This is a genomic window from Desulfovibrio piger (assembly GCF_951793255.1).
Lineage (GTDB): Bacteria > Desulfobacterota > Desulfovibrionia > Desulfovibrionales > Desulfovibrionaceae > Desulfovibrio.
Genome location: NZ_OX636706.1, coordinates 2,387,248 through 2,413,157 on the forward strand (window position 1 = coordinate 2,387,248; position 25,910 = coordinate 2,413,157).

At 59.6% G+C, this 25,910-nt stretch carries 27 protein-coding genes and 1 other RNA gene; 24 read left to right on the top strand and 4 right to left on the bottom strand.

Annotation, left to right across the window (positions count from 1 at the left end; genetic code table 11):
• Positions 1–75 precede the first annotated feature (75 nt).
• The 6 genes from tnpA to Q4I12_RS10645 all read left to right on the top strand — a co-directional run bounded on the left by tnpA (position 76) and on the right by Q4I12_RS10645 (position 5,812).
• Positions 76–531 (top strand): IS200/IS605 family transposase, encoded by a 456-nt coding sequence (gene tnpA, locus Q4I12_RS10620; RefSeq protein WP_072333439.1) that lies wholly within the window; start codon positions 76–78, stop codon positions 529–531.
• 507 nt (positions 532–1,038) lie between these two features.
• Positions 1,039–2,145, top strand: coding sequence for an ABC transporter substrate-binding protein (locus Q4I12_RS10625; protein WP_302261527.1), 1,107 nt, complete (start codon positions 1,039–1,041; stop codon positions 2,143–2,145).
• Between the two features lie 154 nt (positions 2,146–2,299).
• Entirely contained in the window at positions 2,300–3,064 is a 765-nt protein-coding gene (locus Q4I12_RS10630; protein ID WP_302261528.1) for an ABC transporter permease, read from the top strand.
• Between the two features lie 18 nt (positions 3,065–3,082).
• Positions 3,083–3,877, top strand: coding sequence for an ABC transporter ATP-binding protein (locus Q4I12_RS10635; RefSeq protein WP_337630085.1), 795 nt, complete (start codon positions 3,083–3,085; stop codon positions 3,875–3,877).
• Positions 3,868–4,632: an acyl-CoA dehydratase activase gene (locus Q4I12_RS10640; protein ID WP_302261530.1), complete on the top strand. Its 765-nt coding sequence runs from the start codon at positions 3,868–3,870 to the stop codon at positions 4,630–4,632. Before Q4I12_RS10635 ends, Q4I12_RS10640 begins: the two co-directional genes overlap by 10 nt.
• Before the next feature lie 49 nt (positions 4,633–4,681).
• On the top strand, positions 4,682–5,812 hold the full coding sequence (locus tag Q4I12_RS10645) for a double-cubane-cluster-containing anaerobic reductase (RefSeq protein WP_302261531.1): 1,131 nt from the start codon (positions 4,682–4,684) through the stop codon (positions 5,810–5,812).
• A gap of 153 nt (positions 5,813–5,965) precedes the next feature.
• Here Q4I12_RS10645 and Q4I12_RS10650 read toward each other — a convergent pair whose 3' ends face one another.
• On the bottom strand, positions 5,966–6,154 hold the full coding sequence (locus Q4I12_RS10650; protein WP_168936508.1) for a hypothetical protein: 189 nt from the start codon (positions 6,152–6,154) through the stop codon (positions 5,966–5,968).
• 368 nt (positions 6,155–6,522) lie between these two features.
• Between Q4I12_RS10650 and Q4I12_RS10655 the strand changes: the two genes are divergently transcribed.
• Complete coding sequence (locus tag Q4I12_RS10655) at positions 6,523–7,215, top strand: tellurite resistance TerB family protein (protein WP_302261532.1); 693 nt, start codon at positions 6,523–6,525, stop codon at positions 7,213–7,215.
• Between the two features lie 299 nt (positions 7,216–7,514).
• On the opposite strand, the gene Q4I12_RS10660 is transcribed toward Q4I12_RS10655, so the two are convergent.
• Complete coding sequence (locus tag Q4I12_RS10660) at positions 7,515–8,027, bottom strand: hypothetical protein (protein WP_302261533.1); 513 nt, start codon at positions 8,025–8,027, stop codon at positions 7,515–7,517.
• A 187-nt stretch (positions 8,028–8,214) separates the two neighbouring features.
• On the opposite strand from Q4I12_RS10660, the gene aspA reads away from it, so the two are divergent.
• Positions 8,215–9,609 (top strand): aspartate ammonia-lyase, encoded by a 1,395-nt coding sequence (gene aspA / locus Q4I12_RS10665; RefSeq protein WP_302261534.1) that lies wholly within the window; start codon positions 8,215–8,217, stop codon positions 9,607–9,609.
• A 241-nt stretch (positions 9,610–9,850) separates the two neighbouring features.
• Here the strand turns inward: aspA and Q4I12_RS10670 are convergent, their stop codons facing one another.
• Positions 9,851–11,188 carry a sodium-dependent transporter gene (locus Q4I12_RS10670; protein WP_302261535.1) on the bottom strand — a complete coding sequence of 446 codons (1,338 nt, stop codon included), beginning with the start codon at positions 11,186–11,188 and terminating at the stop codon, positions 9,851–9,853.
• A gap of 150 nt (positions 11,189–11,338) precedes the next feature.
• On the opposite strand from Q4I12_RS10670, the gene ssrA reads away from it, so the two are divergent.
• Positions 11,339–11,720, top strand: a transfer-messenger RNA (tmRNA) gene (gene ssrA, locus Q4I12_RS10675).
• 258 nt (positions 11,721–11,978) lie between these two features.
• Here the strand turns inward: ssrA and Q4I12_RS10680 are convergent.
• A protein-coding gene (locus tag Q4I12_RS10680; RefSeq protein ID WP_412388922.1) for an IS5 family transposase occupies positions 11,979–12,769 on the bottom strand; the annotation gives its coding sequence in 2 pieces (ribosomal slippage) (positions 11,979–12,427 and positions 12,427–12,769; 792 coding nt in all).
• A gap of 611 nt (positions 12,770–13,380) precedes the next feature.
• On the opposite strand from Q4I12_RS10680, the gene pap reads away from it, so the two are divergent.
• From pap to phnN, 15 genes are all read left to right on the top strand, one after another.
• Positions 13,381–14,874, top strand: coding sequence for a polyphosphate:AMP phosphotransferase (gene pap / locus Q4I12_RS10685; RefSeq protein WP_204625642.1), 1,494 nt, complete (start codon positions 13,381–13,383; stop codon positions 14,872–14,874).
• 495 nt (positions 14,875–15,369) lie between these two features.
• Positions 15,370–15,669, top strand: coding sequence for a hypothetical protein (locus Q4I12_RS10690; RefSeq protein WP_302261537.1), 300 nt, complete (start codon positions 15,370–15,372; stop codon positions 15,667–15,669).
• A gap of 58 nt (positions 15,670–15,727) precedes the next feature.
• A complete protein-coding gene (locus tag Q4I12_RS10695; RefSeq protein ID WP_204625644.1) occupies positions 15,728–15,916 on the top strand; it encodes a hypothetical protein in 189 nt (62 codons plus the stop codon).
• A gap of 216 nt (positions 15,917–16,132) precedes the next feature.
• Positions 16,133–16,969, top strand: a complete 837-nt coding sequence (gene phnC / locus Q4I12_RS10700) for a phosphonate ABC transporter ATP-binding protein (protein WP_302261538.1) — start codon at positions 16,133–16,135, stop codon at positions 16,967–16,969.
• Between the two features lie 49 nt (positions 16,970–17,018).
• The gene (phnD, locus tag Q4I12_RS10705; protein ID WP_302261539.1) at positions 17,019–17,963 is read left to right on the top strand and encodes a phosphonate ABC transporter substrate-binding protein; all 945 of its coding nucleotides are present in this window, start codon (positions 17,019–17,021) and stop codon (positions 17,961–17,963) included.
• A 51-nt stretch (positions 17,964–18,014) separates the two neighbouring features.
• The gene (phnE, locus tag Q4I12_RS10710) at positions 18,015–18,812 is read left to right on the top strand and encodes a phosphonate ABC transporter, permease protein PhnE (RefSeq protein WP_204674067.1); all 798 of its coding nucleotides are present in this window, start codon (positions 18,015–18,017) and stop codon (positions 18,810–18,812) included.
• Position 18,813: 1 nt separating this feature from the next.
• The gene (locus Q4I12_RS10715) at positions 18,814–19,506 is read left to right on the top strand and encodes a DUF1045 domain-containing protein (RefSeq protein WP_302261540.1); all 693 of its coding nucleotides are present in this window, start codon (positions 18,814–18,816) and stop codon (positions 19,504–19,506) included.
• Positions 19,469–19,885 carry a phosphonate C-P lyase system protein PhnG gene (gene phnG, locus Q4I12_RS10720; RefSeq protein ID WP_302261541.1) on the top strand — a complete coding sequence of 139 codons (417 nt, stop codon included), beginning with the start codon at positions 19,469–19,471 and terminating at the stop codon, positions 19,883–19,885. The genes Q4I12_RS10715 and phnG overlap by 38 nt, the downstream gene beginning before the upstream one ends.
• The gene (gene phnH / locus Q4I12_RS10725; protein WP_302261542.1) at positions 19,882–20,520 is read left to right on the top strand and encodes a phosphonate C-P lyase system protein PhnH; all 639 of its coding nucleotides are present in this window, start codon (positions 19,882–19,884) and stop codon (positions 20,518–20,520) included. Before phnG ends, phnH begins: the two co-directional genes overlap by 4 nt.
• The gene (locus Q4I12_RS10730; RefSeq protein WP_302261543.1) at positions 20,511–21,683 is read left to right on the top strand and encodes a carbon-phosphorus lyase complex subunit; all 1,173 of its coding nucleotides are present in this window, start codon (positions 20,511–20,513) and stop codon (positions 21,681–21,683) included. The genes phnH and Q4I12_RS10730 overlap by 10 nt, the downstream gene beginning before the upstream one ends.
• Complete coding sequence (locus Q4I12_RS10735) at positions 21,676–22,575, top strand: alpha-D-ribose 1-methylphosphonate 5-phosphate C-P-lyase PhnJ (protein WP_302261544.1); 900 nt, start codon at positions 21,676–21,678, stop codon at positions 22,573–22,575. The genes Q4I12_RS10730 and Q4I12_RS10735 overlap by 8 nt, the downstream gene beginning before the upstream one ends.
• Before the next feature lie 2 nt (positions 22,576–22,577).
• Positions 22,578–23,369 (top strand): phosphonate C-P lyase system protein PhnK, encoded by a 792-nt coding sequence (gene phnK / locus Q4I12_RS10740; protein ID WP_204625653.1) that lies wholly within the window; start codon positions 22,578–22,580, stop codon positions 23,367–23,369.
• Positions 23,370–23,383: 14 nt separating this feature from the next.
• On the top strand, positions 23,384–24,097 hold the full coding sequence (phnL, locus tag Q4I12_RS10745) for a phosphonate C-P lyase system protein PhnL (protein WP_204625654.1): 714 nt from the start codon (positions 23,384–23,386) through the stop codon (positions 24,095–24,097).
• Between the two features lie 53 nt (positions 24,098–24,150).
• Positions 24,151–25,299 (top strand): alpha-D-ribose 1-methylphosphonate 5-triphosphate diphosphatase, encoded by a 1,149-nt coding sequence (locus Q4I12_RS10750; protein ID WP_302261545.1) that lies wholly within the window; start codon positions 24,151–24,153, stop codon positions 25,297–25,299.
• On the top strand, positions 25,299–25,901 hold the full coding sequence (gene phnN / locus Q4I12_RS10755) for a phosphonate metabolism protein/1,5-bisphosphokinase (PRPP-forming) PhnN (protein WP_302261546.1): 603 nt from the start codon (positions 25,299–25,301) through the stop codon (positions 25,899–25,901). The genes Q4I12_RS10750 and phnN overlap by 1 nt, the downstream gene beginning before the upstream one ends.
• Positions 25,902–25,910 lie beyond the last annotated feature (9 nt).

Here is a 25,910-nt window from a genome sequence, read left to right on the forward strand (position 1 = left end):
ACACACAAAAACATCTTTCCGCTACGATGAAGTTGTTCAAGCCCATCGCAACATTAACGGAAAGGTGTTTTTGTTATGGGAACCAAGGCTCATAGCCTAGCGCATACGAAATGGTTGTGCAAGTATCATATCGTCTTTACTCCAAAATATAGAAGAAAAATAATCTTCGCACAGCTCCGTGAAAGTATAAAAGAAATTCTGCAATGCCTCTGCAAATATAAAGGGGTTGAGATTCTGGAAGGGCATCTGATGCCGGATCATGTCCACATGCTGGTGTCCATTCCTCCTAAAATCAGTGTGGCAAATTTCATGGGCTACCTGAAAGGGAAAAGTTCGTTGATGATATTCGATAAGCACGCAAACCTTAAATATAAGTTTGGCAACAGAAAATTTTGGGCCGAAGGATATTATGTCAGTACGGTGGGGCTTAATGAGGCAACGATCAAAAAATATATCCAGGATCAGGAACGTCACGACATTATGAGAGACAAGCTGACATCACGCGAATATCAAGACCCCTTTAAGGGGTAGCCAAGGCGGCAAGGGCACTGGGCTTGAACAGCGTGAAAGCCAGCGTCTTTAGGCGCAGCCGGTAACAGGCCCTTACAGGGCCAGAGCAAACCACCCGCTTTGCGGGTGGTTCTGATTTCAGGACTGTCGTGACCCACCCGGCGATAGGGAAAGGTCTCATCGCTGGTTGTTTTGGAAAAACTTTCAAGAGAACAGGGGAGGGTACTTTACTTTGTATTCCTTCCTTCGTATGCTCAAAATATATCTGGTGTAGTATTTCTGGAGAGAATATGGATAGTTGGCGCATGCTTCTGTCTGGTCTGACCTGACGCTGTCTGTGGTGGGGCTGTATGTCCTTGTCGCCGCAGACGGTTTGCTGACGCCTGTTTTCCGTCGCCTTTCTCCGGGCAAGCTCGCAACACCCCATCACTTCCGCGCAGTCTCGCGCGGTTTTTTTGTGCCCAACGGCAGGATGGCCTGCCGTTTTGCGACCATGGTGGTCGCATCATCACAAAAAGGGGGTTGCCCATGTTCGTTCCGTCCACCCTTCGCAGGCTGGCTTTGGCCGGCATCGCTGTGCTGGGTCTGTGTTCCATGTCTGTTGCCGCTGAACTGCCGGCCTTCAAGACTGGTTTCATCTTCACCACCCACCATTCCCCATTCCAGGTCGCAGCTTCACGCGGTGAGGCCTTCCGCGATCTGGGCGTCTATCTGAAACCTCTTGTGGAACGCGAAAGCTACGAGCTCATCAAGGACGGCAAGCCCATTGCCATCCTCGATCTGGTCGTGGCCAAGAGCGGTTCCGAGACCGCCACGCTTTTTGCCCAGAAGCATCTGGATATGGGCATCGCCTCCATCACGGCCATCATGGCCGGCATCGACAAGGGGACGCCCATGAAGATCGTCTGCCCGCTGCAGACGGAAGGCATGGCGCTGGTGGTGCCCAAGGATTCTTCTCTGACCAGCTGGGAAAGCCTGCTGCAGCGGGTGAAGGACAGCAAGGCGCCCGTCAAGATCGGCTTCCATTCGCCTACCAGTGCCCCCAAGATCGTGCTGGAAGGCGCGCTGGTCAAAGCCGGGCTCAAGGTGACGCTTGATCCTTCGGACAGCAAGGCGGATGTTCTGCTGGTGGACCTGAAAGAGACCAGTAACCTGCTGGCCTCCCTGACCGCCGGACAGGTGGAAGCTGTTGTCGGTCCTTCGCCCTTCCCCGAAGTGGCCCAGACGCGTGGCATCGGCAAGGTACTGGTCAATCTGGGCGAACTGCCTCCCGCCGGGCAGTGGGCCAACTTCCCCTGCTGTGTGGGCGTGGCCTCTGAAGAAATGATCGCCAAGCATCCTGAAGTGGTCCGGGCTTTCGTGGCCCTGATCTCCCGCGTGGGGGCCTGGTGCAATGCCCATCCCCAGCAGGCCGGTGAGATCGCCGCCCAGTGGATCGGTCTGCCGCCCGAGGCCGGGCGCAAGTCCAGCCTTGTGTTCCTGGGAAGCTTCAATGACAGCTGGCTGCGCGGCGCGGATACCTATCTGCGTATCCTGGACAGCATGAACAAGTTCAGCGGCAGCCTGCGCCACAAGACCATGGAGCAGGCCCGCCCCCTGCTGATCAACGATTCGTTCCTTGATACCGGAAAATAGCCGGATCTCTGTAACCGCGTTCCTTTTCCTGCGGCAGGGGATGAGCCTCTGCCGCAGGCCACTCATTGTTTGCAGGTCGACTATGCCGGGACGAATCATCTTTTGGGCGGCACCTCTTCTGGTGCCTGTGCTCTTCTTTATTGTATGGGAATCCATGGCGACGCTGGTGGGCAACAGCCTGATCCTTCCTCCGCTGGAGGAGATCGGGGCCCTGCTGGCGCACCCGCTGGACAATGTCATCGCCATGGGCACGCTGGCAGGCAATATCGGCATCAGTCTGGTACGCGTCCTCTGCGGGTATGCGGCAGCCGTGCTGCTGGGAGTGCCTTTGGGGGTGGCCATGGGCTATTATGCCGGTCTGCATCGTCTGCTCAATCTTTTTCTGGGCATGTTCCGCCCCATCCCGCCTCTGGCCTGGGTACCGCTGGTGCTGGCCTGGTTCGGCGTCAGCAGCCTGGCAACGGCCATGGGCCTGCCGCGAAGCGAATTATATTATTATCTTAATAACTTGAAGATATCCATGCTGTTCATCATCTTCATCGGCGCGCTGTTCCCTATCCTGACCAGCGCCGTGCATGGTGTGCAGACGGTCAACCGCACGCTGGTGGATTCGGCCCGGGTTCTGGGGGCGTCCGAGCGGGACATCTTCACCAAGATCCTGCTGCCCGCCGCGGCTCCGTCCATCGTCAATGGCCTGCGCATAGGTCTCGGGGTGGCGTGGATGTGTTTGGTCTCCGCGGAGATGCTGCCCGGCAGCCTTTCCGGGGTGGGCTATCTGATCACACATACCTATACCGTGGGACGTACGGACGTGGTCATTGCCGGCATGATCAGCATCAGTGTGGTGGGAGCCTTGCTGGATATGGCTTTTCAGTGGATAGAGCGACGCAAGTATGCGTGGAAACAGTTTTCCCGGTAGGCGCGTATGACGGAGAGTGTGCTTTCTGCCCGAAAGGTGCGCAAGCGCTTTCGCCTGCGTGAAGGTGAAGTGCTGGCCCTGAAAGGACTGGATCTGGATGTGCGGGAGAATGAATTCATCTGCATCGTGGGGCCCAGCGGTTGCGGCAAATCTACGTTTTTGCGCATGGCGGCCGGGCTTGAACCTGTCAGTGAAGGCGAGATCCTGTACCGGGGCCAGCCGGTGAAGACACCGCGCCGTGAAGTGGGCATGGTGTTCCAGGAATATTCCCTGTTGCCCTGGCGCACGGTGGAAGACAATGTGGCTCTGGGCCTTGAATTTGCCGGGAAAGGCCGCGAAGAGCGTCGCAAGGTGGCGCGCGAATATCTGGAGCTGGTGGATCTGGCCGCTTTTTCCCGCGCCATGCCCCATGAACTTTCCGGCGGCATGCGGCAGCGCGTGGCCATAGCGCGGGCCCTGGCCAACAGGCCTGACGTGCTGCTGATGGATGAACCGTTCGGGGCGCTGGATGCGCATACCCGTATCCTGCTGCAACGGGAGCTGCTGCGCATCTGGCAGCATCACAAGACCACCATCCTTTTCGTGACCCACGGGGTGGACGAGGCCGTGTATCTGGCTGACAGGGTCGTGGTCATGTCGGCGCGCCCGGGAACGGTCCGCGCTGTCGTGCCGGTGGACATCCCCCGGCCCCGCCACCGTGGGGATCCTGAGTATGCGCGCCTGACGGCTTCCATCCTGGAAATGCTGGATACAAGTGCCGGGACCGGGCGCGATGAGCGGACAAATGATGCGGGAGGCTGTCCATGCCGGTAGCTGGAGTGGATGTGGGTTCTGTGGCCGCCAAGGCCGTAGTGCTGGACGAGGAAAAAAAGATCGTTCTTGGGCGGGCCGTTCTGCCCACCGGCTGGAACAGCCGTGAAGCCGGGGAACAGGTACTGCAGGCCGCCTGCCGTGCCGCGGGAGTGGAGCCGGCGGGCCTGCGGCGTGTGGTCGGCACGGGCTATGGCCGCGTGGCCTTGCCCTTTGCCGACAAGGTCGTGACCGAGATCTCCTGCCATGCGCGCGGTGCCTCCTGGCTGTTTCCTGCCACAGGCGTGGTGCTGGACATAGGCGGACAGGACAGCAAGGTCATCGCGGTGGAAGACGGTGCTGTGCAGGATTTTGTCATGAATGACAAATGCGCGGCCGGGACAGGACGTTTTTTGCAGGTCTTGTCCGGTATCCTGGGCATGGAGCTGCCGGAGCTGGGGCAGGCCGCCGCCACCGGCAAACCCGTATCCATCTCCAGCATGTGCGCTGTATTTGCGGAGACAGAGATCATCGGGCTGCTGGCGCAGGGGACGGCCCCGGCCGACATCGCTGCGGGGGTATACCTGTCCATCGCACGCCGTATGCGGGGGCTGGCAGCACGTATCCCGCTGAAGGGAGGATGCACCTTTACCGGTGGGCTGGCTACCAGTCCGGCATTCAGCGGATTGCTTGCGGCGGAGCTGGGAGTACCGGTCAATGTCCCTGACGATCCCCAGACCGTGGGAGCTTTGGGCGCGGCCCTTGTGGCGGCCCGCTGATAACGCAACGACGCCACCGGCACGGTCCGGAGCGCATGGGAGAGTAAAGATGACATATGCAAGTCTTGAACATTTTCGGGATGTGACCAGCCGTAACGTGCTGGCCCTGCAGGAAGCCAGGGAAAAAGGTCGCAAGGTGGTGGGGCAGTTCTGCATCTATTCCCCGCTGGAGATCGCCCTTGCGGCGGGTGCCGTACCGGTCTCGTTGTGCGGTACGAAGCAGGACTCCATCCCTGTGGCGGAAGAGGTGCTGCCGCGCTGTCTGTGTCCCCTGATCAAGAGCAGCTTTGGCTTTGCCCTGCAGGACAGCTGCCCCTATTTGGCGGCTTCTGACATCGTGGTGGCGGATGCCACCTGTGACGGCAAGAAAAAGATGTATGAACTCCTGGCTGCCTATAAGCCCGTGATGGTCCTGCAGCTTCCGCAGATCCAGGATGAACGCGCCCATGCCTACTGGCGGGAGCAGTACGCCTTGCTGGTGGCCCGTCTGGAAGAGGACTTTGGCGTCCGGATAACGGAAGAGAAGCTGCGGGCTGCCATGGATCTGACGTCCCGCTTGCGTCAGGCCCTGAAAAAGGTGCTGGATCTGGCCCGCCGGCGTCCGTCGCCCCTGCGGGGTCTCGATCTGCTGGACATCTGTTTCCGGGCCTCGTTCATGCCGGACTATGAGCAGGCCATCCGCTTGCTGGAGGCCATCCACGCGGAATTGCAGGACGCCCCGGCGGCTGTGGCTCCAGATGCTCCCCGTATCCTGCTGACAGGCGTCCCCACGGGTATGGGGTCGCACAAGGTCGTGCAATTGCTGGAAGAATGCGGTGCCAGCGTGGTCTGTATCGACAACTGCACCTGTTACAAGAAAGTCCTGCTGAACATGGAAGAAGAGGGGGATGCCCTGGACATCCTGGCCCGCCGCTATCTGGACATGCACTGCGCCGTCATGTCTCCCAACCCCCACCGCTACAGCATCCTGAAGGATCTGGCCCGGGATTTTGCCGTGGATGCCGTGGTCGATCTGACATGGCAGGGCTGCCAGCCGTATGGTGTCGAGTCCTGGAGCGTCAAAAAATTCGTGCGCGAAGAGCTGGGCTTGCCTTTCCTGCAGGTGGTGACGGATTATTCAGGTACGGATACGGAGCAGCTCAAGGTCCGGCTGGAAGCCTTCCTGGAGATGCTGGCCTGAGGCACTTTCCACAGCTCATCCGTCGCATAGTAATATGCTATAATTATTGAATTTTCTTTTTTAGGAACAAACGAAAGATGCCATGGCAGCATATGCCATGGCATCTTTCATTCTGAGGGGAAGGAAGGAATTTGGGAATTCCGGCAGAATCAGCTACCAGTTTTCAGGATCGGCGTATTTTTCCTTGCCGAAGCTGCATGCACCGCACATGGATGTGCTGTTCACGAAATGGCCGTCTCTCGTATAGACATCGACCACAGGACCGTGCCCACAGGCGATGCATTTTTTCGTATAATTGGGGCGCAAGCGGCATTCGATGGGGGGCTGTTTTCTTTTGGTCATGATCTTTCTCCTTGAAGTGAAAAGAAAGCCTTGCCTTTGCAGAAATCACACTAGGCAAAAACGGGAACGCGAGCATGTCCGTTGTGTGACGATTGGATGTACCCCTGAAAAGTATGAAAGCAGAAGCGGGGCATGGTGAGGCATGGTCGTGCGATCGTGGCTCCGCTGCCCAAGACATAGTGGAAGCATGTTTTTTGCAATGAAGATTGGCTGTGAGGGAAAAAGCAAGGGCCACCGGCAAGCAGCCCGAAGGCTACCCTCTTGACTTATAGCGGCATGATCCTATCTGTACTCTGACACACGCTGTTCACGCACAGGGGAATATATGGAAAATCCCCCTGTGCCAGACAACAACATGAGAGGTTCATATGTCCCTTTTCGACATCTTCAATAAAAAGAACATTGGTGAAACGCTTGGCTCTCTTATGGATACGGCCAAAGAACAGGCATCCGGTCTGACCAAGGCTGCTCCCGGCGGCGTTGGCGGCCTGGTGGGGGCCGGCGCCCTGGGGGCGCTGCTGGGCTCCTTCATGTCCAAAGGCGCGTTGCAGAATGCCGCTCTGGTCGGTGCGGGCGCAGTGGCCTGGAATTTTTACCAGAAATGGTCGCAGTCCCAGAAAGAGAGCCAGCCTGCAGAACCGGCTCCTGTCCAGCAGCCGGTGGCGGCTGTAGCATCTGCCGGGCTGGATCCCACAGCCAGGCTCCTGCTGCGCGCGATGGTGTTCGCCGCGCGGGCGGATGGACATATCGACGCGACGGAACAGGATCGTATCAGCAAGGTCGTCGCACAGATGGCTCCCGGTCAGGACACCAATGCCCTCTTGGGGCAGCTGCTGAATGCCCCCATCGATCCTGCGGCTCTGGCCGCGGAGATCCGGTCCGCAGAGCAGGGGGAAGACCTGTACCGTCTGTCGTGCATGATCGTGGATATCGACCACTTTATGGAACGCAGCTACCTTGATGCGCTTGCCGCGGCCCTGAAGATCTCCGAAGCCCGCAAGGGACAGCTGGAGGAAGAGGCCCGTCAGGCCAAGGTCCAGCTGGCCGCGCATGCCGGATAGCATTTTTTAGCCCGGGTTAACCAAAGGCCACCCTTGCGGGTGGCCTTTTTCGGTCATAGCACCTTTTGGAGCATTCCAGTGACCTGTCTGCGGCAAAATGGGGACGTGGAAAAGGCCGATAACGCCAAGAAACAGAAAATGGCGCATATTTCCCCTGAGAGCGAAAAAGTTGTTTTTATGAATCACAGGTCAAAAAAATTTTTTTAACGCCTTAAATCTCAATTTTGCGCGATGTATTTTTCGCCGATAAATAAAAAAAGGGCACACCTAAGGTGTGCCCTTTTGCGTAAAAGGAGGGATCAGTTCAGGCGCTGGGACGTTGCCGGCATGACCTGCTGGACACGGGCCGCGATCTCCGCCTTGAGGCTGTGGAGGACACGGCTTTGCTGATGCAGGGTCTGGGCCAGCTTTTCCAGGCCGGGGATGGCCCCCAGCTCCTGGAAGCTTTCGTTCCAGATGGCCGTGAAGGCGTCGCTGTGATAACTGGCCGTATCGCGCAGCAGCTCATGGATGCGCCGATTGTATGCTTCCAGAACTTTCTGGATATCCTGCCAGTGGTTTTCCAGCAAACCCCGGTCCTGCTGGAGCTTTTCACTCCAGATGAAGTCCAGGCGGAACTGGAATTCGCGCCAGGCATCAAGGCTGGCCAGGCGGCGATCCTCTTCATTGCTTTCCAGATGACGGATGAAGTTGTCCGCCAGATCTTCCGAGTAGAACCAGGCGATGGTGGTGAAGCCCATCAGGGTCGGTACACACACGGACCAGCGCGTCCTGCCGTCGGCCGTGGAAGTCTTTCTGCAAAAGAATATCATGCTGCTATCTCCTGTATCTTCGAGGGAATCTTCTCTGGCGAACCTACAGCGCGTTGCCGCCGCTGGCAAGAGCTGCGGGCAGGGGAGTAGTGGACTTTGCTCCGGCATCCCGGTACGCTTGGCAACAGGGTTCCGTTATCCGCGCTGTTCAGGCGTTGTCTTTTTCGGCATAGCCACAGGAGGTCCCATGAGTCGGCTGGAGCATGATTTTCTGGGTGAATTGACCATAGATGATTCGGTTTACTATGGCGTGCAGACCTTGCGGGCCATGAACAATTTCCATATCTCCGGAACGCCGCTTTCCCAGTTTCCGGAAATGATCTGGGCCCTGGCCTGCGTCAAAAAAGCCTGTGCCCTGGCCAATATGGAACTGCAGGTACTGCCCCGGGATATCGGCATCGCCATTTGTGCCGCCTGTGACCGTATCCTGGCCGGGAACATGCTCGACCAGTTCCCTGTGGACTGCATCCAGGGCGGGGCGGGGACGTCCACGAACATGAATGCCAACGAGGTCATCGCCAATCTGGCGCTGGAGATCATGGGGCATCCCAAGGGGGCCTATACCTATTGCCACCCCAACAACCACGTCAATTGCTCGCAGTCGACCAACGACGTCTATCCCACGGCCTTGCGGCTGGCCCTTTTCCGGCTGCTGGATTACCTTGTGGAGCATATGATCCCTCTGCAGAAGGGCTTTGCGGCCAAGAGCGTGGAGTTCTCCCATATCGTCAAGATGGGACGCACACAGCTCCAGGATGCTGTGCCCATGACCCTGGGGCAGGAATTCGGCAGCTATGCCACGACCATAGGGGAAGATATCCAGCGCATCCATGAGGCGCAGAAGTTGTTGCTGGAAGTCAATCTGGGGGCCACGGCCATCGGGACAGGCATCAATTCTCCCCAGGGCTATGCGCAGCTCGTGGTCGCGCGCCTGGCCGAGATCAGTGACATCCCCGTTCGGCTCTCCACCAATCTGGTGGAAGCGACGTGGGATACCGGCGCCTATGTGCAGACATCCGGCGTCCTGAAGAGGACAGCTGTAAAAATATCAAAGATTTGCAATGACTTGCGTTTGCTGTCTTCCGGACCGCGTACGGGCTTCCATGAGATAAATCTGCCGCGGATGCAGCCGGGATCATCCATCATGCCGGGCAAGGTCAACCCCGTGATCCCCGAGGTTGTCAATCAGGTCGCTTTCGACATCATCGGCAAGGACGTGACCATCACCCTGGCCGCCGAGGCCGGGCAGCTGGAGCTGAACGTGATGGAACCCATCATCGCTTTCACGCTTTTTACGGGGATCCGCAGGCTGGCCCGGGCCTTCAGTACCCTGCAGGAACGCTGTGTTGCAGGGATCACGGCCAATGCTGACCGCTGCCGGCAGCTGGTGGAGAACAGCATCGGGATCGTTACGGCGCTGAATACCCGCCTTGGGTATGAAACCTCAGCGAGCATCGCCAAGGAAGCCCTGGAAAGCGGGCGTTCCGTCATGGATCTTGTTCTTGAAAAGCAGCTGCTTACCCGGGAAGAACTGGATGAACTGCTGCTCCCGGAAAATATGATCCATCCATTTTTAAAGTGATACTTTAATAAACTTCGGCTTGCCGGGCCGGATCGTATCGACACCGGCAAGACAGAAAAAAACTTGGTGAGAGAACACGAAAGCCCGACGTAAACGCCGGGCTTTCTTTATTTTCGATGGCGGGGCAGAGGCGGTTTATCCTGGTCTGTTGTCGGCACGGGGCACCGGAGAAGACCATACTCAGGAGGGGGAGGCTCGCTCCAACTGTTCTATGCGGTTACCGGTTGTTCTGTCCTTGGCCCTAGATGATGCCCAAACCATGCAGCAGCACCAGGGTGATGAGCACAGGCGTCACCGTGCGGCACAGGATACGTACCAGTCTGGCCGGCATACCGCCCCCCAGAGCCGCGAGCATATGCTCTTTTTTCCAGAAATAGCCCACGAACAGGCTCGTCACGATGCCGCTCAGCGGCATCAAAATGGTGGACGATAACGCATCGTACAGGTCGAAGAACGTCAGGCCGAACAGCTTCACATCCTGCAATGCAGGACCGGTGGAAAGGGTCGCCGGAAGGCCCAGCAGGACGAGCCCGGCCAGCAGGATGGGCACCGCCTTGGTCCGCGGCAGGGAAAAGCGTTCGGAGAGCCAGGCCACCGGGACTTCCAGCAAGGAAAGGATGGCTCCGGTGGAGGCGATGGCAGACAGGATGAAAAAGAGCGTTGCAAAAAAGGTCCCGCCCGGCATGGAAGCGAAGACGGCGGGTATGGTCAGGAAGAGCAGGGCAGGCCCTTCCGCGGGCTGGAAGCCGAAGCTGAACACAGCGGGGAAGATGGCGATGCCGGCCAGCAGGGAGACCAGCAGGTCGCAGATCATGACGCGGGTGGCCATGAGCGGGATATTGACGTCTTCCTTGAAGTAGCTGCCGTAAGTCAGCATGCAGCCCATGCCGAGGGACATTTTAAAAAAGGCCAGCCCCATGGCCATCATGATGACGGAAGCGTCAACCCGTTCCCACTGGGGCATGAACAGAAAGCGCAAGCCTTCGGAGGCCCCCGGCAGGGTCAGACTGCGGATGCAGACCCCCACCAGCAGCAGGAAAAGGACAGGCATCAGGATACGCGTCACTTTTTCGATACCGGCCGAGGCGCCGCGCATGATGATGCCCCCCGTCAGCAGCAGGACGAGCCATTGCCAGAACAGGGACACGGGCCCATCATTCAGCAAAGAGGAAAAACTGGCCTGGGCCACGGCCGGATCCGTGGACGAGACGGCGCCCGTGGCGGATTTGAAGATATAGGCAAAGACCCAGCCTGCCACGTCGGAATAGAAGCCCAGGATCAGCAGGCAGCTGATGATGGCTGAAAGGCCTATCAGCCACCAGCCGGTGCGGGGGGCCAGCTTCTGGAAAATGCTGATGACGTTGCTGCGTCCGGCCCGGCCGAGGCTGAGGTCCGATATCATCAGCGGCAGCCCGATGCAGAGCGATGCCAGCAGATAGACCACAAGGAACGATGCACCGCCGTTCTGGCCAACCAGTGAGGGAAACTTCCAGATATTACCGAGCCCGACGGCAGAGCCCAGCGTTGCCGCCAGGACACCCAGCCGTGAAGAAAAATGATCTCGAGTGGCAGAAGCCATGCATCCTCCGTACGGGTTGAAACATATTCCAGAAGGGCGGTTGTAGCGTCTGGAGTTTTTTTGTGCAACCTCTTCACCTGTCGTACACGGGCCATAAAAAAAACAGCTTGTCAAAGCAGGCAGTATTATCTATAGTAGTAATTACCAATTGGGGGCGCATTGGTTTCGACGGGGATGTGGAAACCAAAGTTGCAGGTCGAGGCGCCGCTGGCCTCGTAAAAAGCGGCACAAAAGTAATTGCCAACAACGATTACGACTACGCTTACGCTGCCTAAAAACAGCGAGGCACCTGACCACATTTGATGGTCACGTCAGACGGGCCGACGCCTGATACGTCCGGCTGGCGACATCGCATCAGGCTGGTGGAGCTTGGCGCCTGCCGGGAGTTTCCACGAGATCTGTACCGGCGGGATTGCTGCTCTGTGCCCGGTCAGGGGCGAGCAGGGTGGTGAAATTTGTTCCTGACCTAAACCTGTAGACGCTTTGCGTGGAATGTTCTCGGACGGGGGTTCGACTCCCCCCGCCTCCACCATCAGCGCATGTCCCAGAGGCCCACGGTGTATCAAAAGACACCGTGGGCCTTTTCTTTTCGCGGGGTTACAGTCCCTTGCTGTCCCGGTTTGTCCCTGTTTGTGTCATGCAAGCCCCTTCGCCCATCGAGAGTAGCATCTGCCAGTATTCCATAGAAAACCATCTGGTATTATATCGTATATCCCTGCGACAAATCTAGCCTGGAAGTTATTTGATTGGTTTTGCAGATCCCGAAAGATGATTCGAACTCATTTCATAATTAATGGGCAATTTTTATAACTCTTCTCAACAAAATCATAGAAAAAGCAAGGTGGACAAGAGCCGTAAAACGTTCAACGCACCTTTCCCAACGAGTTATTGCCTTTTTAAATTTGTTAAGCCACGCAAAAAGGCGTTCAATTTTCCATCTTCTTTTGTAACGGCGCAAGAGCCGTCCGTCTTGCGTCGCCGGCTTTTTACGATTCTTGCGGTGCGGCGCGATGAGTTCAATTCCCTGAGAAGCAAGGGCTTCATCAAGCGGATCGCTGTCATAGGCACGATCCCCAATAATTCTTCGGGGTCGTCCCAACGTGACAATTTCATTGATTGTAGCCTGGACAAGTCTGACTTCATGAGGGTTAGCAGAATCCGTGTACACGGCGATAGGTAAACCAGAAGCGTCAGCAATAACCATGAGCTTCGTACCTTTGCCCCGCTTGGTCTTTCCCACTTTTGGGCCCCTTTTTTTGCGACAACGAATGTGCCGTCAATGAAGCATTCTTCCAGATTTATCAGGCCATTATCTTCAAGATGCCGGGCCAGAGACTCCAGAATTTTTCGAAGCCTTCCATCTTTTACCCATTTGCTGAATCTCCGATAGCAAGTTGCGGAAGATGGAAACCTGTCCGGTAAGTCCGCCCATGCCGCGCCTGTACGCAAGACCCAGAGGACGCCATTTAAAACTTCTCTGTCAGAATGAATTTGTGGACGTCCTGCGCCTGTGCGCTCTTTCTGAAAAAGAGGTTCCAGGACAGACCATTGATCATCAGTTAGCATTTCGGCTTTGCTCATTTTTTGAGACTAACCGAAACCTTAAATTTTCTCCAGAATTATGAAATGACTTCTCCGTCCTTTGGAACGATTCTCGGACAGATTGTTTTCAAGAAACGTGCAGAGGTGATCTCATGATTGCGATGGGGGACAACGTGAAGCAAAATCAGATGCTCCTGGACATTCTGGAAAGATGCGTCATACAGCTTGGTATCCTCGTAGCTCAGGGGCAAAAGGGCGGCCCTTTGACGACCCAGGAATATGTCCAGACGCAATTGGATATTTGGCAGGTCATAGAAAAGATGCATGTAACACACCAGGAACACAGATCATCGTCTGGATGGGAAGAAAAGCCGCACATGGGGCGGCCATGCCGTTTGCCGCGCGCTGCAAACGGACGGCACAGACGGCGCCTGCTGCGGAAAGTACCGTGCATCCCGGTATCCGGTTAGGGAGAAGGGCAGGATTCGCAGGATATTCCGGCCAGCGCTGGCTGACGAAGCCGAAGAAAAAAGCTATGCTGTTCCAAAACTCCGGGAGCAGAATGTGCGTTGACCGTCCTGGAGTGCCGGGAATGTTCCGGAGCTGCGTATCCGCTTCCCGTGCGAACATTTTGAGCAAGGTTGGATACTATGTTTGAATCGGCAGCCCTTGGCAGAGCATGCAGTAACAAAGAATTTGAAGAAAAAGCCCCCCAGCTGCGCATGCGTCTTTTCAATGCTCAGTTGCAGTGCATCGAGCGCAAGATCCCCGTCCTGATTACGGTGGCCGGCCTGGTCGGTTCCGGACGCGGCGCCATCATCAACCTTTTGTCGGAATGGATGGACAGCAAGCATGTGCAAAACCATGTTTTCTGGCTGGTGACCGACGAAGAGAAGGCCCGTCCCTGGCCCTGGCGCTTCTGGCGGCAGCTCCCTGCTGCCGGACAGACGGCGGTCTTTTATGACGGCTGGTATGGTGAGGCCATGCGGCAGCGCTGCTGCAAAGATGTGGGAGAAAACGAATTCACCGCCAGCATGCATCGCTGGCAGGCCCTGGAATCCGGGCTGGCGGAATCCGGGATGGCCATTATCAAGCTCTGGCTCCATCTCAACAAAAAGGACCATGCCCGCGCGCTCAAGGAGCGTCAGGAGAACCGGGCCCTGGTGCATTTTTCGCCATCCGACAAGAAGATCGCCGCGGATTACGATGGTATGGTCAGTGCCGCGTCCCGGGCCATCATGCTGACAGACCGCGACAATGCGCCCTGGAGCATCATCGACGCCGCGGATCCCAATTTCCGCAACCTGTCCGTGGTGAAAGCCATCATCGCGGGTATCGAGCGGACCATCGCCGCCCACGATGCCCGTGCCGCCCGCCTCAAGGTGCTGGAATCCGTGCCCGAAGTGGAAGAGGACGCCCGTGAGTCCCTGGTCTCCACCCTGGATGCCATCGACCTTTCCAGCGTGCAGGCTCCCGAACATTACCAGAAGGAACTGAAACGCCTGCAGAAGGAGATCTATCAGCTTTCGTTCCGGGCGTACAAAAAAGGCATCTCGTCCACACTCATCTTTGAAGGCTGGGATGCCGCCGGCAAGGGGGGAGCCATCCGGCGCCTCACTGCCGGGACAGATGCCCGCATCACGCGTGTCATCCCCATCAGCGCCCCTTCGGATGAAGAGCTGGCGCACCATTACCTGTGGCGTTTCTGGCGGCACATCCCCCGTGCCGGTTTCATCACCATCTATGACCGCTCCTGGTACGGCCGTGTCCTTGTGGAACGGGTGGAAAAGCTGACCCCCAAGGAAGACTGGGCCCGCGCCTATGCCGAGATCAATCATTTTGAGCATCAGCTGACCAACAACGGCAACATATTGCTCAAATTCTGGCTGCACATCTCGCCGGAGGAACAGCTGCGACGCTTCCGGGAGCGTGAGGCCATCCCGTGGAAGCGCTACAAGATCACCGATGAAGACTGGCGTAACCGTGACAAGTGGCCCGAGTACGCCCGCGCCGCGGACGAGATGTTCCTGCGTACCAGCACGGAAGATGCCCCCTGGCATGTGGTCCCCGCGGAGAACAAGAAGTATGCCCGCCTGATGGTCCTGCGCATTTACAGGGATGCCCTGAAGCGCGCCCTGCGCTGACAGGATCCCTGCAGCAGAGCCCAGGCATGGAAAAGAGCCGGAGAGCTTCTCCGGCTCTTTTTTTATGCCCGGCCGGGGACCTGCGTGCAGGACAGGACGCGACGGGAGGATACAGATTCCAGGCTGTTGCAGAAGAGCCTGGTCTGCGGCCATTTCGGGAGAGGAACGGGATGGAGCGAGGCGCATAAGGAAAGCCCGAAGGCTTTTGTATACCGCTGTGCGCCGCCGCAAGTGGAGCGGAATTGTCACCGGGCGCTCACAGCGTTGACGAATGGACGGGACAGTCTGAAAGCACATCCGGGCAGGAAGCAAACCGGCGGCAAGATGCTGCCTTTTGTCCCTCCTTGCTCGATCCTGTCCGGCACCCAGCCCCTTTCAGGGAGGTGGCGCATGATTCCCTCATTTTGTCCAGTCAGTTGCAGCCGTTGTGGTCGTTCGTTCATTGCCCCCGGACCGCGTGGGCATATCTGCCCCCAGTGCCAGAAGGAACGGCGCATGAATCGGGAAAAATCGTCTGTCAGAAGCTCCCGAACCACCCGGACGGCAGAATCCCGGGTACAGACGAACGTGGAGGTGCGTTCTTCCAGAGCCGTGGAGCCGGTACGCGTACCTGTACAGCTTGTGGAATCCCGCTGGCAGGACATGCTTGACCAGGGGATGCTGGCTACCTGCCCGCGCATGCACCTGACGGCATCGCGTCTTCCCTGTGGCGAGCGTTCCGAATGCTTTGGTCTTTCCCGCTGTCAGTTCGTCCCCCAGAACATGAACCGTCCTTTGCGACGTACCTTCTTCTGATATGTTTGGAAGCAACCTGTTCCAGCCGGAATTTACGCGTGTTTCTGTGGAGAAGATGATGGCTGGCAGTCCGGATATCCCGCCCCTGTGCCGTGCCTGTCCGGATTATGAACGCCAGTGCATCATTTGCGGGCATGGGCCCGTGGTCGATTTTTATACTGTGGACGGCCGTTTTGTAGACAGTTCCGACATGTGCGGCGTCTGCACCTTCGGGCGGCAGGAATGCCGCGATCCCAGCCGCTGGTGAGCCGGTAGCCGCTTTCATCTACCTGAAAACAAAAGGCATCCTTTCCTCCGTGGAAGGATGCTTTTTGTCGTTGGAGAGGGCAGGGGATGCTGCCGAATCGTCACATTCCCTCTTGCAAACGGTGACGGAAACGTCGGCCTTTCATCACGGACGCGTCACCGTTTCGCCATGCGTTTTGCCCATTGTGAGCCAGTCAACTTCAACGGGAGCATTCGCATGATCCACATCAGCAATCTCAATAAAACGTTCGGCAGCAGCAAAGGCCTTTCTCACATCAACCTGCATGTGGCCCCGGGAGAGATGGTGGCCCTCATCGGCTCTTCCGGTTCCGGCAAATCCACGCTCATGCGTCACATCTGCGGTCTGACCGCCGCAGACAAGGGCGAGAGCCTGGTGCGGGTCGATAACGAGATCGTGCAGAAAAACGGCTGTATCAGCCGGGACATCCGCCGCATCCGCGCCGGTATCGGCATGATCTTCCAGCAGTTCAACCTGGTGGAGCGCATGAGCGTGGCCCGCAACGTCATGCTGGGGGCTCTGGCCCGCACCAGTCTGTGGCGCAGCCTGACCGGTGCTTTCCACACGGATGACAGGGAGCTTGCCCTTCGGGCCCTGGCCCGCGTGGGGATCGGGGAAAAGGCCTGGCAGCGCACCGGTACCCTTTCCGGCGGGCAGCAGCAGCGTGCCGCCATCGCCCGTGCTCTGGTGCAGCGTGCCCGCGTGCTGCTGGCTGACGAGCCCATCGCCTCGCTGGACCCCGAATCGGCCCGCAATGTCATGCAGACCCTGCGCGACCTCAACCAGAAGGATGGCCTCACCGTTGTGGTGACCCTGCACCAGGTGGATTACGCCATGCGCTTCTGCCCCCGTACCGTGGCCCTGAAAAAAGGCGAGATTGTCTACGACGGCCCCACGGAACGTCTGACGCCCCAGTTCCTGGCGGAACTGTACGGCGCTGAAAGCGACGAGCTTTTTGCCGCCAAGACCAGCGCCGCCCAGGAAGCGGTGACGCTGCCCGGTAGCCCTGTCCGCGAGACGTCCCGCGCTGCCTAGGTCCCATCCCGAACCCTTTGCCTCACCACTTTATCCAAGGAGAAAATACATGTTTTCCCGTCTTCTTTCCGGCCTGCTGGTCTCTGCCATGCTGCTGGGCAGCGCGCTGACCGCCCAGGCGCAGCAGACCCTCAATTTCGGCATCATCTCCACCGAGGCCAGCCAGAATCTCAAGGTGCTTTGGGATCCTTTCCTCAAGGATATGAGCAAGGCTCTCGGCATGGAAGTCAAAGCCTTCTTTGCCAGTGACTATGCCGGTGTCATCGAAGGCATGCGCTTCAAGAAAGTCGACCTGAGCTGGATCGGCAACAAGGGTGCCATGGTGATGGTGGACCGCGCCAATGGCGAGGTCTTTGCCCAGACCACCGCTCCCGACGGCAGCAAGGGCTACTACTCCTGCCTGATCGTCAACAAGAAGAGCCCGCTCCAGAACCTCGACGACATGTTTGCCCAGGCCTCCAAGCTGAGCTTCAGCAATGGCGACCCCAACTCCACCTCCGGATTCCTGGTGCCCGGCTATTATGTCTTTGCCAAAAACGGCAAGGATCCCCAGAAGATCTTCGCCCGTACCGTATCGGCCAACCACGAGGCCAATGCGCTCTCTGTAGCCAACAATACCGTGGACGTGGCGACCTGCAATAATGAAGGTCTGGCCCGTCTGGCCATCACCGCACCCGAAAAGGCCAAGGAACTGCGCGTGATCTGGAAATCTCCCCTGATCCCCAGCGATCCCCTGGTCTGGCGCAAGGACCTGCCCGAAGAGACCAAGAAAAAGATCTCGGACTTCATCTTCAGCTACGGCGTGAAGGGCGAGAACGTGGAGCAGGCCCGCAAGATCCTGACCGCCCTGCAGTGGGGCCCCTTCATCAAGTCCGACAACAGCCAGCTGATCCCGCTGTGCCAGCTGGAGCTGTTCCGCGCCAAGACGGTGCTGGAAGGCAAAGGATATGGATGCCAAGGAAAAGGCCGCCAAGATCGCCGAGATCGAGCGTAAGCTGGCCGAACTCGGCAAGTAGCGGGGACAGGGCACAAGGAACGCATCGTTATGGAAGCTGAAATGAAAATGGCCCTGCAGCCGCCGCGCGATCTGCGCGCCGAGACCTGCCGCCTGGTCATCTGGGGCCTTGTTCTGGCCATGCTGGCCTGGGCCTGGCGCGGCGCCGAGATGAAGCCCATGGCGCTGGTGGAACAGGGCGGCAACATCCTTACCCTGATATCCGATTTCTTCCCGCCGGACTTTACGGACTGGCGCATGTATGTGGAAGAAATGATCGTCACCCTGCATGTGGCGATCTGGGGCACCTTGCTGGCGGTCATCTGCGCGGTGCCGCTGGGCATCATGTCTTCCGAGAATATCGCTCCCTGGTGGATCTGCCAGCCGGTGCGCCGCCTCATGGATGCGGCCCGCGCCATCAACGAGATGGTCTTCGCCATGATGTTCGTGGTTGCCGTGGGCCTTGGCCCCTTTGCCGGTGTGCTGGCCCTTTGGGTGCACACCACGGGCACGCTGGCCAAGCTCTTTTCCGAGGCGGTGGAGGCCATCGAGGTCTCGCCGGTGGAAGGCGTCCGCTCTACCGGGGCCAGCTTTCTGGAAGAGATCATCTTCGGGGTCATCCCGCAGGTGTTCCCCCTCTGGATATCCTACTCGCTGTACCGCTTCGAGGCCAATGTGCGCTCTGCCACGGTGGTGGGCATGGTCGGTGCCGGCGGTATAGGCATGGTGCTGTGGGAACTGTTCCGCAGCTTCAACTTCCAGCAGACGTGTGCGGTCATGGCCATCATCGTGCTGGTGGTGACCCTGTTCGACCTGCTTTCCCAGCGTCTGCGCAAAATGGTGCTGTAAGATGGCCGCCCGTTACGCTCTCTACTACGCCCCCCACAAGGACGAGCCCCTGTACCGTCTGATGGCTCCTCTGTTCGGCCGGGACTGCCGGGACGGCAGCCGCCTGCCGGGCGGCCCCGTGGCTCCTGCGGGGGTGGAACATGGTCTTTGGACATCCCTGGCAAAAACGCCGTCCCATTACGGTCTGCATGCCACGCTCAAGGCGCCTTTTGAGCTGCGCTCCACCTCGGAGGGCATGCTGGCCGCCCTGAAGAATGCCTGCCGGAAGGTGGCGGAACGTCATGCCTCCTGGCTGACGGCGCCGCTGGGTTTGCAGCGGCTGCCCGTCCACTCCGGTGAGCGCCAGGCCTCCTTTCTGGCCCTGGTCCCCCGGCAGGGGGATAGCGCGTCGGAATCGGCCATGGCCGCTCTGGAGCGGGATTGCGTGACGGAACTGGACCGTTTCCGGGCTCCTCTCGATCAGAGGGACGTGGAACGGCGGGAGCCTTTGAGTCTTGATGAGCGGCGCAATCTCCTGCGCTGGGGCTATCACCATGTGCTGGATCTGTTCCGTTTCCACATAACCCTGACGGGTCCCCTGCCTCATGAGGGGGCGGAGCAGGTGGAAGCAGCCCTGAACCAGTATCTGGAACCGGTGATCGACAATCCCCTGACCATTGCGCCTGCTGGCGCTTGCCCCGGAGACCTGCCTTGATGAGGCCCTGTCCGGGATCAGCCTGCCTGGCTACCGCATCGTGCGCGGGCCCGAAACGGGGCTCGTGATGGCCCGGGGACGCGTCGGCAATGTCGGCGATGTCTTCAACGTAGGGGAAGTGCTGGTCACCCGCTGTGTCGTCCAGCTGGAAGAAAAGACGCTTGGCCATGCCTGGATCATGGGGGAATCCCCCCGCCATGCGGAACTGGCGGCCCTGTGCGATGCCCTGTGGCAGCAGGAAAGCTACGCGGCGTTGCTGGACGAAAAGCTGCGCCCCTGCCTGGAACAGGCCATAGACGAAAAAAGAAAGGCTGCCGCCCGCGATGCGGCAGGTACGAAAGTCAACTTTTTCACCTTTGTCCGCGGAGAAGACCAGTGAGCGATCAGCAATGTTCCCGCCTGTCCTGGGCAGATCCTGTGGGACAGGCACAGCAGGTGTTCCGTCTGGCCCTTACCGCGTTGTCCCGGCCTGCCCAGACGCATGCTTTCGTGCCCTGCCCGGCGGATACCGCTGCGGATGAACTGCCTGCCGGGCTGAGTCCGGAACTGGCGGCCCTGGCCCTTTCGCTGTGCGATAACGAGACCACGGTCTGGCTGGCGCCTGGACTGGATACGGAAGGCGTCAGAGCCTGGTTCCGTTTCCACTGCGGCACGGTCCTGGTGGCCGAACCTGCCCAGGCCGCATTCGCCTTCGTCCCCGGTACGGAAGCGCTGCCTGACCTGCGCTGCTTCCATCAGGGAGAGGCTGAATACCCGGATCGCTCCACGACCATCTGCCTTGGCGGAGTAGAGGAGGGGGAAACGGCCGGCATCACCGCTTCCGGTCCCGGCATCGTGGGCAGCTGCACCTTTGCCTGCCGTATGCCGGAAGATTTTCTGGCCCAGTGGCAGAGCAACCATGAGCAATTCCCGCTAGGTGTGGACATGCTGCTTTGCGGGCCGGGCCGCCTGACCGGTCTGCCCCGTACGACCTGCCTGACCCCTGCCGCAGACGAGGTGTCCAAATGTATGTAGCTGTAAAAGGTGGCGAAAAAGCCATTGCCGCGGCACATGCCCTGCTTGCCCGGGAGCGGCGGGGCGATGTGCAGATTCCTGAAGTAACACTTGAACAATTGGCAGGGCAGCTCAAGCTGGCCGTGGACCGCATCATGGCCGAGGGCTCCCTGTACAGCCCCGAACTTGCCGCACTGGCCTTCAAGCAGGCCCAGGGCGACGCCGTGGAAGCCATCTTTTTGCTGCGCGCCTATCGCACGACCCTGCCCCGTTTCGGTGTTTCCGAGCCCATGGATACTTCCCGCATGCGGGTGGAGCGGCGCATCTCCGCCACCTGGAAGGATCTGCCCGGCGGCCAGATCCTGGGATCCACCTTTGACTATACGCACCGCCTGCTGGATCGCGGTCTGGCCGTGCCCGGGACCGCTCCCCGGGATGTGGAGCCCGAAAGGACGGCGGAAGATCTGGCGATGATGGCGGCCGATGCGCAGGCCCTGCTGCAGGAACCGCTGCCCAGAGCCATGGACGCTCTTGGGCGCGAAGGCCTGATGGAATCCGTGGCCCCTTCGCATGAAGGCAATGATTGCCCGGACATCACCCGCCAGCCGCTGGAGCTGCCGGCCGACGGTTCCGGGGACCGGGCCGTGCGCCTGCAATCCATGGCCCGTGCCGATGAAGGCTTTTTGCTGGGCATGGCCTATTCCACCCAGCGCGGTTACGGCGCTGTCCACCCCTTCACCGGGGAATTGCGCCGCGGTTTCGTGGAGCTGACCGTCATCCCGGAAGAGCTGGGCTTTGCCATCACCCTGGGCGAAGTGGAGCTCACCGAATGCGACATGGTCAGCCGGTACACCGGCCGTGCCCTCGAGCCCTGCTTCACCCGCGGTTACGGGCTCGTCTTCGGCAACAACGAGCGCAAGGCCCTGTCCATGTCCATCGTGGACCGCGCCCTGCGTGCCCGGGAATTGCAGGAAGACCAGATCGATCCTGCCCAGAACCCCGAATTCGTGCTCATGCATGGGGATAACGTGGATGCGTCCGGTTTCGTGCAGCACATCAAACTGCCGCACTATGTGGACTTTCAGGCGGAACTTTCCCTGATCCGCCAGCTGCGGGAACGTAAGCACGCGGAAGAGCAGGCTGCTGCCGCGTCCGAAAAACATGCGGAGGCCAGCCATGCCTGAGAACCTGACGACCACGCCTGCGGCCTCCGGGCTGGAAGGCTACAACTTTGCCTATCTCGATGAAGGCACCAAGCGCATGGTGCGCCGGGCCCTGCTCAAGGCAGTGGCCATCCCCGGCTACCAGGTGCCTTTTGCCAGCCGTGAGATGCCCATGCCCTACGGCTGGGGGACGGGCGGCATCCAGGTCACGGCCAGCATCATCGGCCGGGACGACATGCTCAAAGTCATCGACCAGGGCTCGGATGATACGACCAATGCCGTTTCCATCCGTCGTTTCTTCGAACGTACCGCAGCCGTGACCACGACCACCCATACCGGAGAAGCCAGCATCATCCAGACCCGTCACCGCATCCCCGAGCAGCCCCTGCGCGAGGATCAGATCATGGTCTACCAGGTGCCCATGCCGGAGCCCCTGCGCTGGCTCGAACCCAGCGAAAAAGAGACCCGTACCCTGCATGCTTTGGAAGAGTACGGCATCATGAGCATCAAGCTGTATGAGGACATCATGCGGCATGGCGATATCGCCACCGGCTTCGACTATCCCGTGAAGGTCAATGGCCGCTACATCATGAGCCCGTCGCCCATCCCGCGTTTCGACAACCCCAAGATGCACCAGTGCCCGGCGCTGCAGCTTTTCGGTGCCGGCCGGGAAAAGCGCATCTACGCCATCCCGCCCTATACGGATGTGGTCAGTCTCGACTTTGAGGATTACCCCTTCACGCCCCAGAGGTGGGATCAGTGCTGCGCCATCTGCGGCGCCACAGACACCTATCTGGACGAGATCGTCATGGATGACGCCGGGACGCGTATGTTCGTCTGTTCCGATACCGACAATTGTGCCCGGCGCGTGGCCGAGCAGGGCGGCACTGCCGCTCCCAGGGAGGAGAAATAGCCGTGAGCCTCTTGGATACCAATCTTGATCCCGTCCTTTCCGCCCGCCAGCTGACGCGGCGTTACGGCAGCCGCATCGGCTGCAAGGACGTTTCACTGGATCTGTGGCCCGGGGAAGTCCTCGGCATCGTGGGCGAATCCGGCTCCGGCAAGAGCACGCTGCTGAACATGCTTTCCGGCCGTCTGGAACCTTCCGCCGGGCATGTCCACTACACGGCAGCTGACGGCAAGGTACTGGATATCCACAGCCTGGATGAAGCCCAACGCCGCCGTCTGCTGCGTACCGAACTGGGCTTCGTCCACCAGCATCCCCGCGACGGCCTGCGCATGTCGGTCAGCGCCGGCGCCAATATCGGCGAGCGGCTCATGGCCAACGGAGCCCGGCATTACGGGAACCTGCGGGCCACGGCTCTGGACTGGCTGGAACGGGTGGAGATCCCCGTGCAGCGTGTGGACGATACGCCGTCCCAGTATTCCGGCGGCATGCAGCAGCGTCTGCAGATCGCCCGCAATCTGGTGACCACGCCGCGCCTCGTCTTCATGGACGAACCTACCGGCGGTCTGGACGTGTCTGTCCAGGCCCGCCTGCTGGACCTGCTGCGCCATCTGGTGCGCGACATGGGACTGGCCGTGGTGCTCGTGACCCACGATCTGGCGGTGGCCCGGCTGCTCTCGCACCGTCTGATCGTCATGTACCACGGTGAAGTGGCGGAGACCGGTCTGACGGATCAGGTACTGGACGATCCGCAGCACCCCTATTCCCAGTTGCTGGTCTCTTCCATCCTGCAGTGCTGACAAGGAGCGTTCACATGCATCAGTTCAACCATCCTGCCGGCGACGCTCCTGTGGTGGAGGTGCGTCACCTGTGCAAAACCTTTGTCCTGCACCAGCAGGGCGGCATCCGCATCCAGGCGCTGCAGGACGTCAATTTTGACGTGCGTGCCGGAGAATGTGTGGCCCTGCACGGGCCTTCCGGGGCCGGGAAGTCGACTCTGCTCAAGACCCTGTACGGTAACTATCTGCCCAGTTCCGGGCAGGTGATCGTCCGCTGCGAAGACTGCGAGACGGATATGGCCACGGCTTCCACGCGCGCCATCAGCCGTGTGCGCCGGGAATGCATCGGTTATGTCAGCCAGTTCCTCCGTGTCATCCCGCGTGTGAGTGCCCTGGATCTGGTGGCCGAACCTTTGCTGGATGCCGGTGAAGACCGTGAGACGGCCCTTGATGCCGCGCAGAAGATGCTGACCCGCCTCAACCTGCCCGAACGCCTCTGGCATGTGGCCCCGGCTACCTTCTCCGGCGGGGAGCAGCAGCGTGTGAATATCGCGCGCGGGCTCATCCGGCCCATGCCCCTGCTGTTGCTGGACGAACCCACCGCCTCTCTGGACGGCATCAACCGGCAGGTGGTCATCGACCTCATCCATGAGGCCAGGCAGCGGGGCAGTGCCATCGTGGGCATCTTCCATGATGATGTGGCCCGCAATGCCGTGGCGGACAGGATCGTCCCCATGGACAGGCCGTAACCTCGCCGATCCGCAAGAACAAACGATCACAGAAGCATAATCGGAGATCATCCATGAAAGAATATGTGTTGCGTAACGCCCGGGTGGTGACGCCCACCACCGTGATGCATGGCCATGTGCTGGTGCGTGACGGCCTGGTTGCCGATGTGGACGAAGGCGACATTCAGCCCACTACCGCCCTGGAATGCATCGACTGCGAAGGTGACTATCTGCTGCCCGGTTTTGTGGAACTGCACACCGACAATCTGGAAAAGCATCTGGTGCCCCGTCCCAAAGTTGTCTGGCCGCAGGCGGAACCCGCTTTTTTCGCCCATGATGCCCAGATCGTGGCGGCCGGTATCACCACCGTGTTCGATGCCCTGTCCGTGGGCGAATACCACGACAAGGGGCGCATCGCCATGCTGGGCCGCGGTGTGGATGCCCTGAACCATTGCCGCCAGTCGGGCATGCTGCGTGCCGACCACCTGCTGCATCTGCGCTGTGAAGTGGCCGATCCCCGCATGCGGGACCTGTTCTTCCCCCTGTCGGACACGCCCTGCCTGAAGCTGGTCTCCCTGATGGACCATACGCCCGGGCAGCGCCAGTGGCGTGATACCACGGCCTACCGGACCTATTACAGCAATATCAAGTCCTGGACCGATGAAGAGTTCACGGCCATGATGCACGAGCTGGAAGAGGTGCGGGACAGCTGCGCCAACGACAATGCCGCCTCGGTCATGGAATTTTGCCGTCAGCGCCATCTGCCCATGGCCAGCCATGACGATACGCTGGTGGAACATGTGGAAGAGGCCCTGAGCAACGGCATCTCCATCAGCGAGTTCCCCACCACCACGGAGGCTGCCTGCTGCGCCTCGGAAAACGGGATGCTGGTCATGATGGGGGCCCCCAATGTCGTGCGCGGCGGGTCCCATTCCGGCAATGCCTCGGCTCTGGACGTGGCCAAAGAAGGGCATCTGGGGGCCCTGTCCTCCGACTATGTGCCCGCCAGCCTGCTGGCCGCGGTCTTTGAGCTGGCCGCCAAGGAGATCATGCCCCTGCCCGCAGCCGTCAATCTGGTCAGCGCCAATCCGGCCGAAAGCGTGGGGCTGGATGACCGCGGCCGCATCGATAGCGGACGCCGTGCGGATATGGTCCGCGTCCACCATATGGACGACATGCCGGTGGTCCGCAATGTCTGGCGTCAGGGCGTGCAGGTGTACTGATGCGCGGCACACTCATCTATGTCATGGGACCGTCGGGATCCGGCAAGGACAGCCTGTTGTCGGCCCTGCGGCCCCGGTTGCGCGGCCTGCCGGTAGCCTTTGCCCGGCGCTACATCAGCCGTCCTGCCTGCGCCGGGGGAGAACAGCATATGGCCCTTTCCGCCGGGAGCATCCTTTCCATGGAAGCTCAGGGGCGTCTGGCCATGCGCTGGAGCAGCCACGGCTGCCAGTACGGCATCGGCCGCTCCATCGACGGCAGTCTGGAGTACGGCATCTGCGTGATTGTCAACGGTTCTCGGGAATATCTGCCGGAAGCCCTGCGGCGCTATCCTGATCTTCTTCCCGTGCTGGTGGAGGTGGAGCCGGCCATCCTGCGGCAACGCCTGCTGGCCCGGGGAAGAGAGCAGGGCAAAGACCTGGAAGAACGTTTGCATCGCGCGCTGGCACCATTGCCTGCCGCTGCCCTGGAGCGGCTCGTACGCATCGACAATTCCGGCAAGCTGGAAGCGGCGGTCGATGGCCTGGAGAATATCGTGCGGGCTGTCCTGCCGGTGCGCAGCATGCCGGGCACCCCCCAGGGAACGCAGGGCAGCGCTGCCTGAAACAAACCT

Coding starts and splice junctions, on each gene's coding strand:
- Q4I12_RS10660 (WP_302261533.1), bottom strand. CDS start 8,027: ATGATATTCTTTTGCAGAAAGACTTCCACGGCCGACGGCAGGACGCGC.
- Q4I12_RS10730 (WP_302261543.1), top strand. CDS start 20,511: ATGTATGTAGCTGTAAAAGGTGGCGAAAAAGCCATTGCCGCGGCACAT.
- phnN (WP_302261546.1), top strand. CDS start 25,299: ATGCGCGGCACACTCATCTATGTCATGGGACCGTCGGGATCCGGCAAG.
- tnpA (WP_072333439.1), top strand. CDS start 76: ATGGGAACCAAGGCTCATAGCCTAGCGCATACGAAATGGTTGTGCAAG.
- Q4I12_RS10630 (WP_302261528.1), top strand. CDS start 2,300: ATGGCGACGCTGGTGGGCAACAGCCTGATCCTTCCTCCGCTGGAGGAG.
- Q4I12_RS10655 (WP_302261532.1), top strand. CDS start 6,523: ATGTCCCTTTTCGACATCTTCAATAAAAAGAACATTGGTGAAACGCTT.
- phnE (WP_204674067.1), top strand. CDS start 18,015: ATGGAAGCTGAAATGAAAATGGCCCTGCAGCCGCCGCGCGATCTGCGC.
- Q4I12_RS10690 (WP_302261537.1), top strand. CDS start 15,370: ATGAATCGGGAAAAATCGTCTGTCAGAAGCTCCCGAACCACCCGGACG.
- phnD (WP_302261539.1), top strand. CDS start 17,019: ATGTTTTCCCGTCTTCTTTCCGGCCTGCTGGTCTCTGCCATGCTGCTG.
- aspA (WP_302261534.1), top strand. CDS start 8,215: ATGAGTCGGCTGGAGCATGATTTTCTGGGTGAATTGACCATAGATGAT.
- pap (WP_204625642.1), top strand. CDS start 13,381: ATGTTTGAATCGGCAGCCCTTGGCAGAGCATGCAGTAACAAAGAATTT.
- phnC (WP_302261538.1), top strand. CDS start 16,133: ATGATCCACATCAGCAATCTCAATAAAACGTTCGGCAGCAGCAAAGGC.
- phnL (WP_204625654.1), top strand. CDS start 23,384: ATGCATCAGTTCAACCATCCTGCCGGCGACGCTCCTGTGGTGGAGGTG.
- Q4I12_RS10645 (WP_302261531.1), top strand. CDS start 4,682: ATGACATATGCAAGTCTTGAACATTTTCGGGATGTGACCAGCCGTAAC.
- Q4I12_RS10750 (WP_302261545.1), top strand. CDS start 24,151: ATGAAAGAATATGTGTTGCGTAACGCCCGGGTGGTGACGCCCACCACC.
- Q4I12_RS10735 (WP_302261544.1), top strand. CDS start 21,676: ATGCCTGAGAACCTGACGACCACGCCTGCGGCCTCCGGGCTGGAAGGC.
- Q4I12_RS10715 (WP_302261540.1), top strand. CDS start 18,814: ATGGCCGCCCGTTACGCTCTCTACTACGCCCCCCACAAGGACGAGCCC.
- Q4I12_RS10650 (WP_168936508.1), bottom strand. CDS start 6,154: ATGACCAAAAGAAAACAGCCCCCCATCGAATGCCGCTTGCGCCCCAAT.
- Q4I12_RS10625 (WP_302261527.1), top strand. CDS start 1,039: ATGTTCGTTCCGTCCACCCTTCGCAGGCTGGCTTTGGCCGGCATCGCT.
- Q4I12_RS10695 (WP_204625644.1), top strand. CDS start 15,728: ATGGCTGGCAGTCCGGATATCCCGCCCCTGTGCCGTGCCTGTCCGGAT.
- Q4I12_RS10670 (WP_302261535.1), bottom strand. CDS start 11,188: ATGGCTTCTGCCACTCGAGATCATTTTTCTTCACGGCTGGGTGTCCTG.
- Q4I12_RS10640 (WP_302261530.1), top strand. CDS start 3,868: ATGCCGGTAGCTGGAGTGGATGTGGGTTCTGTGGCCGCCAAGGCCGTA.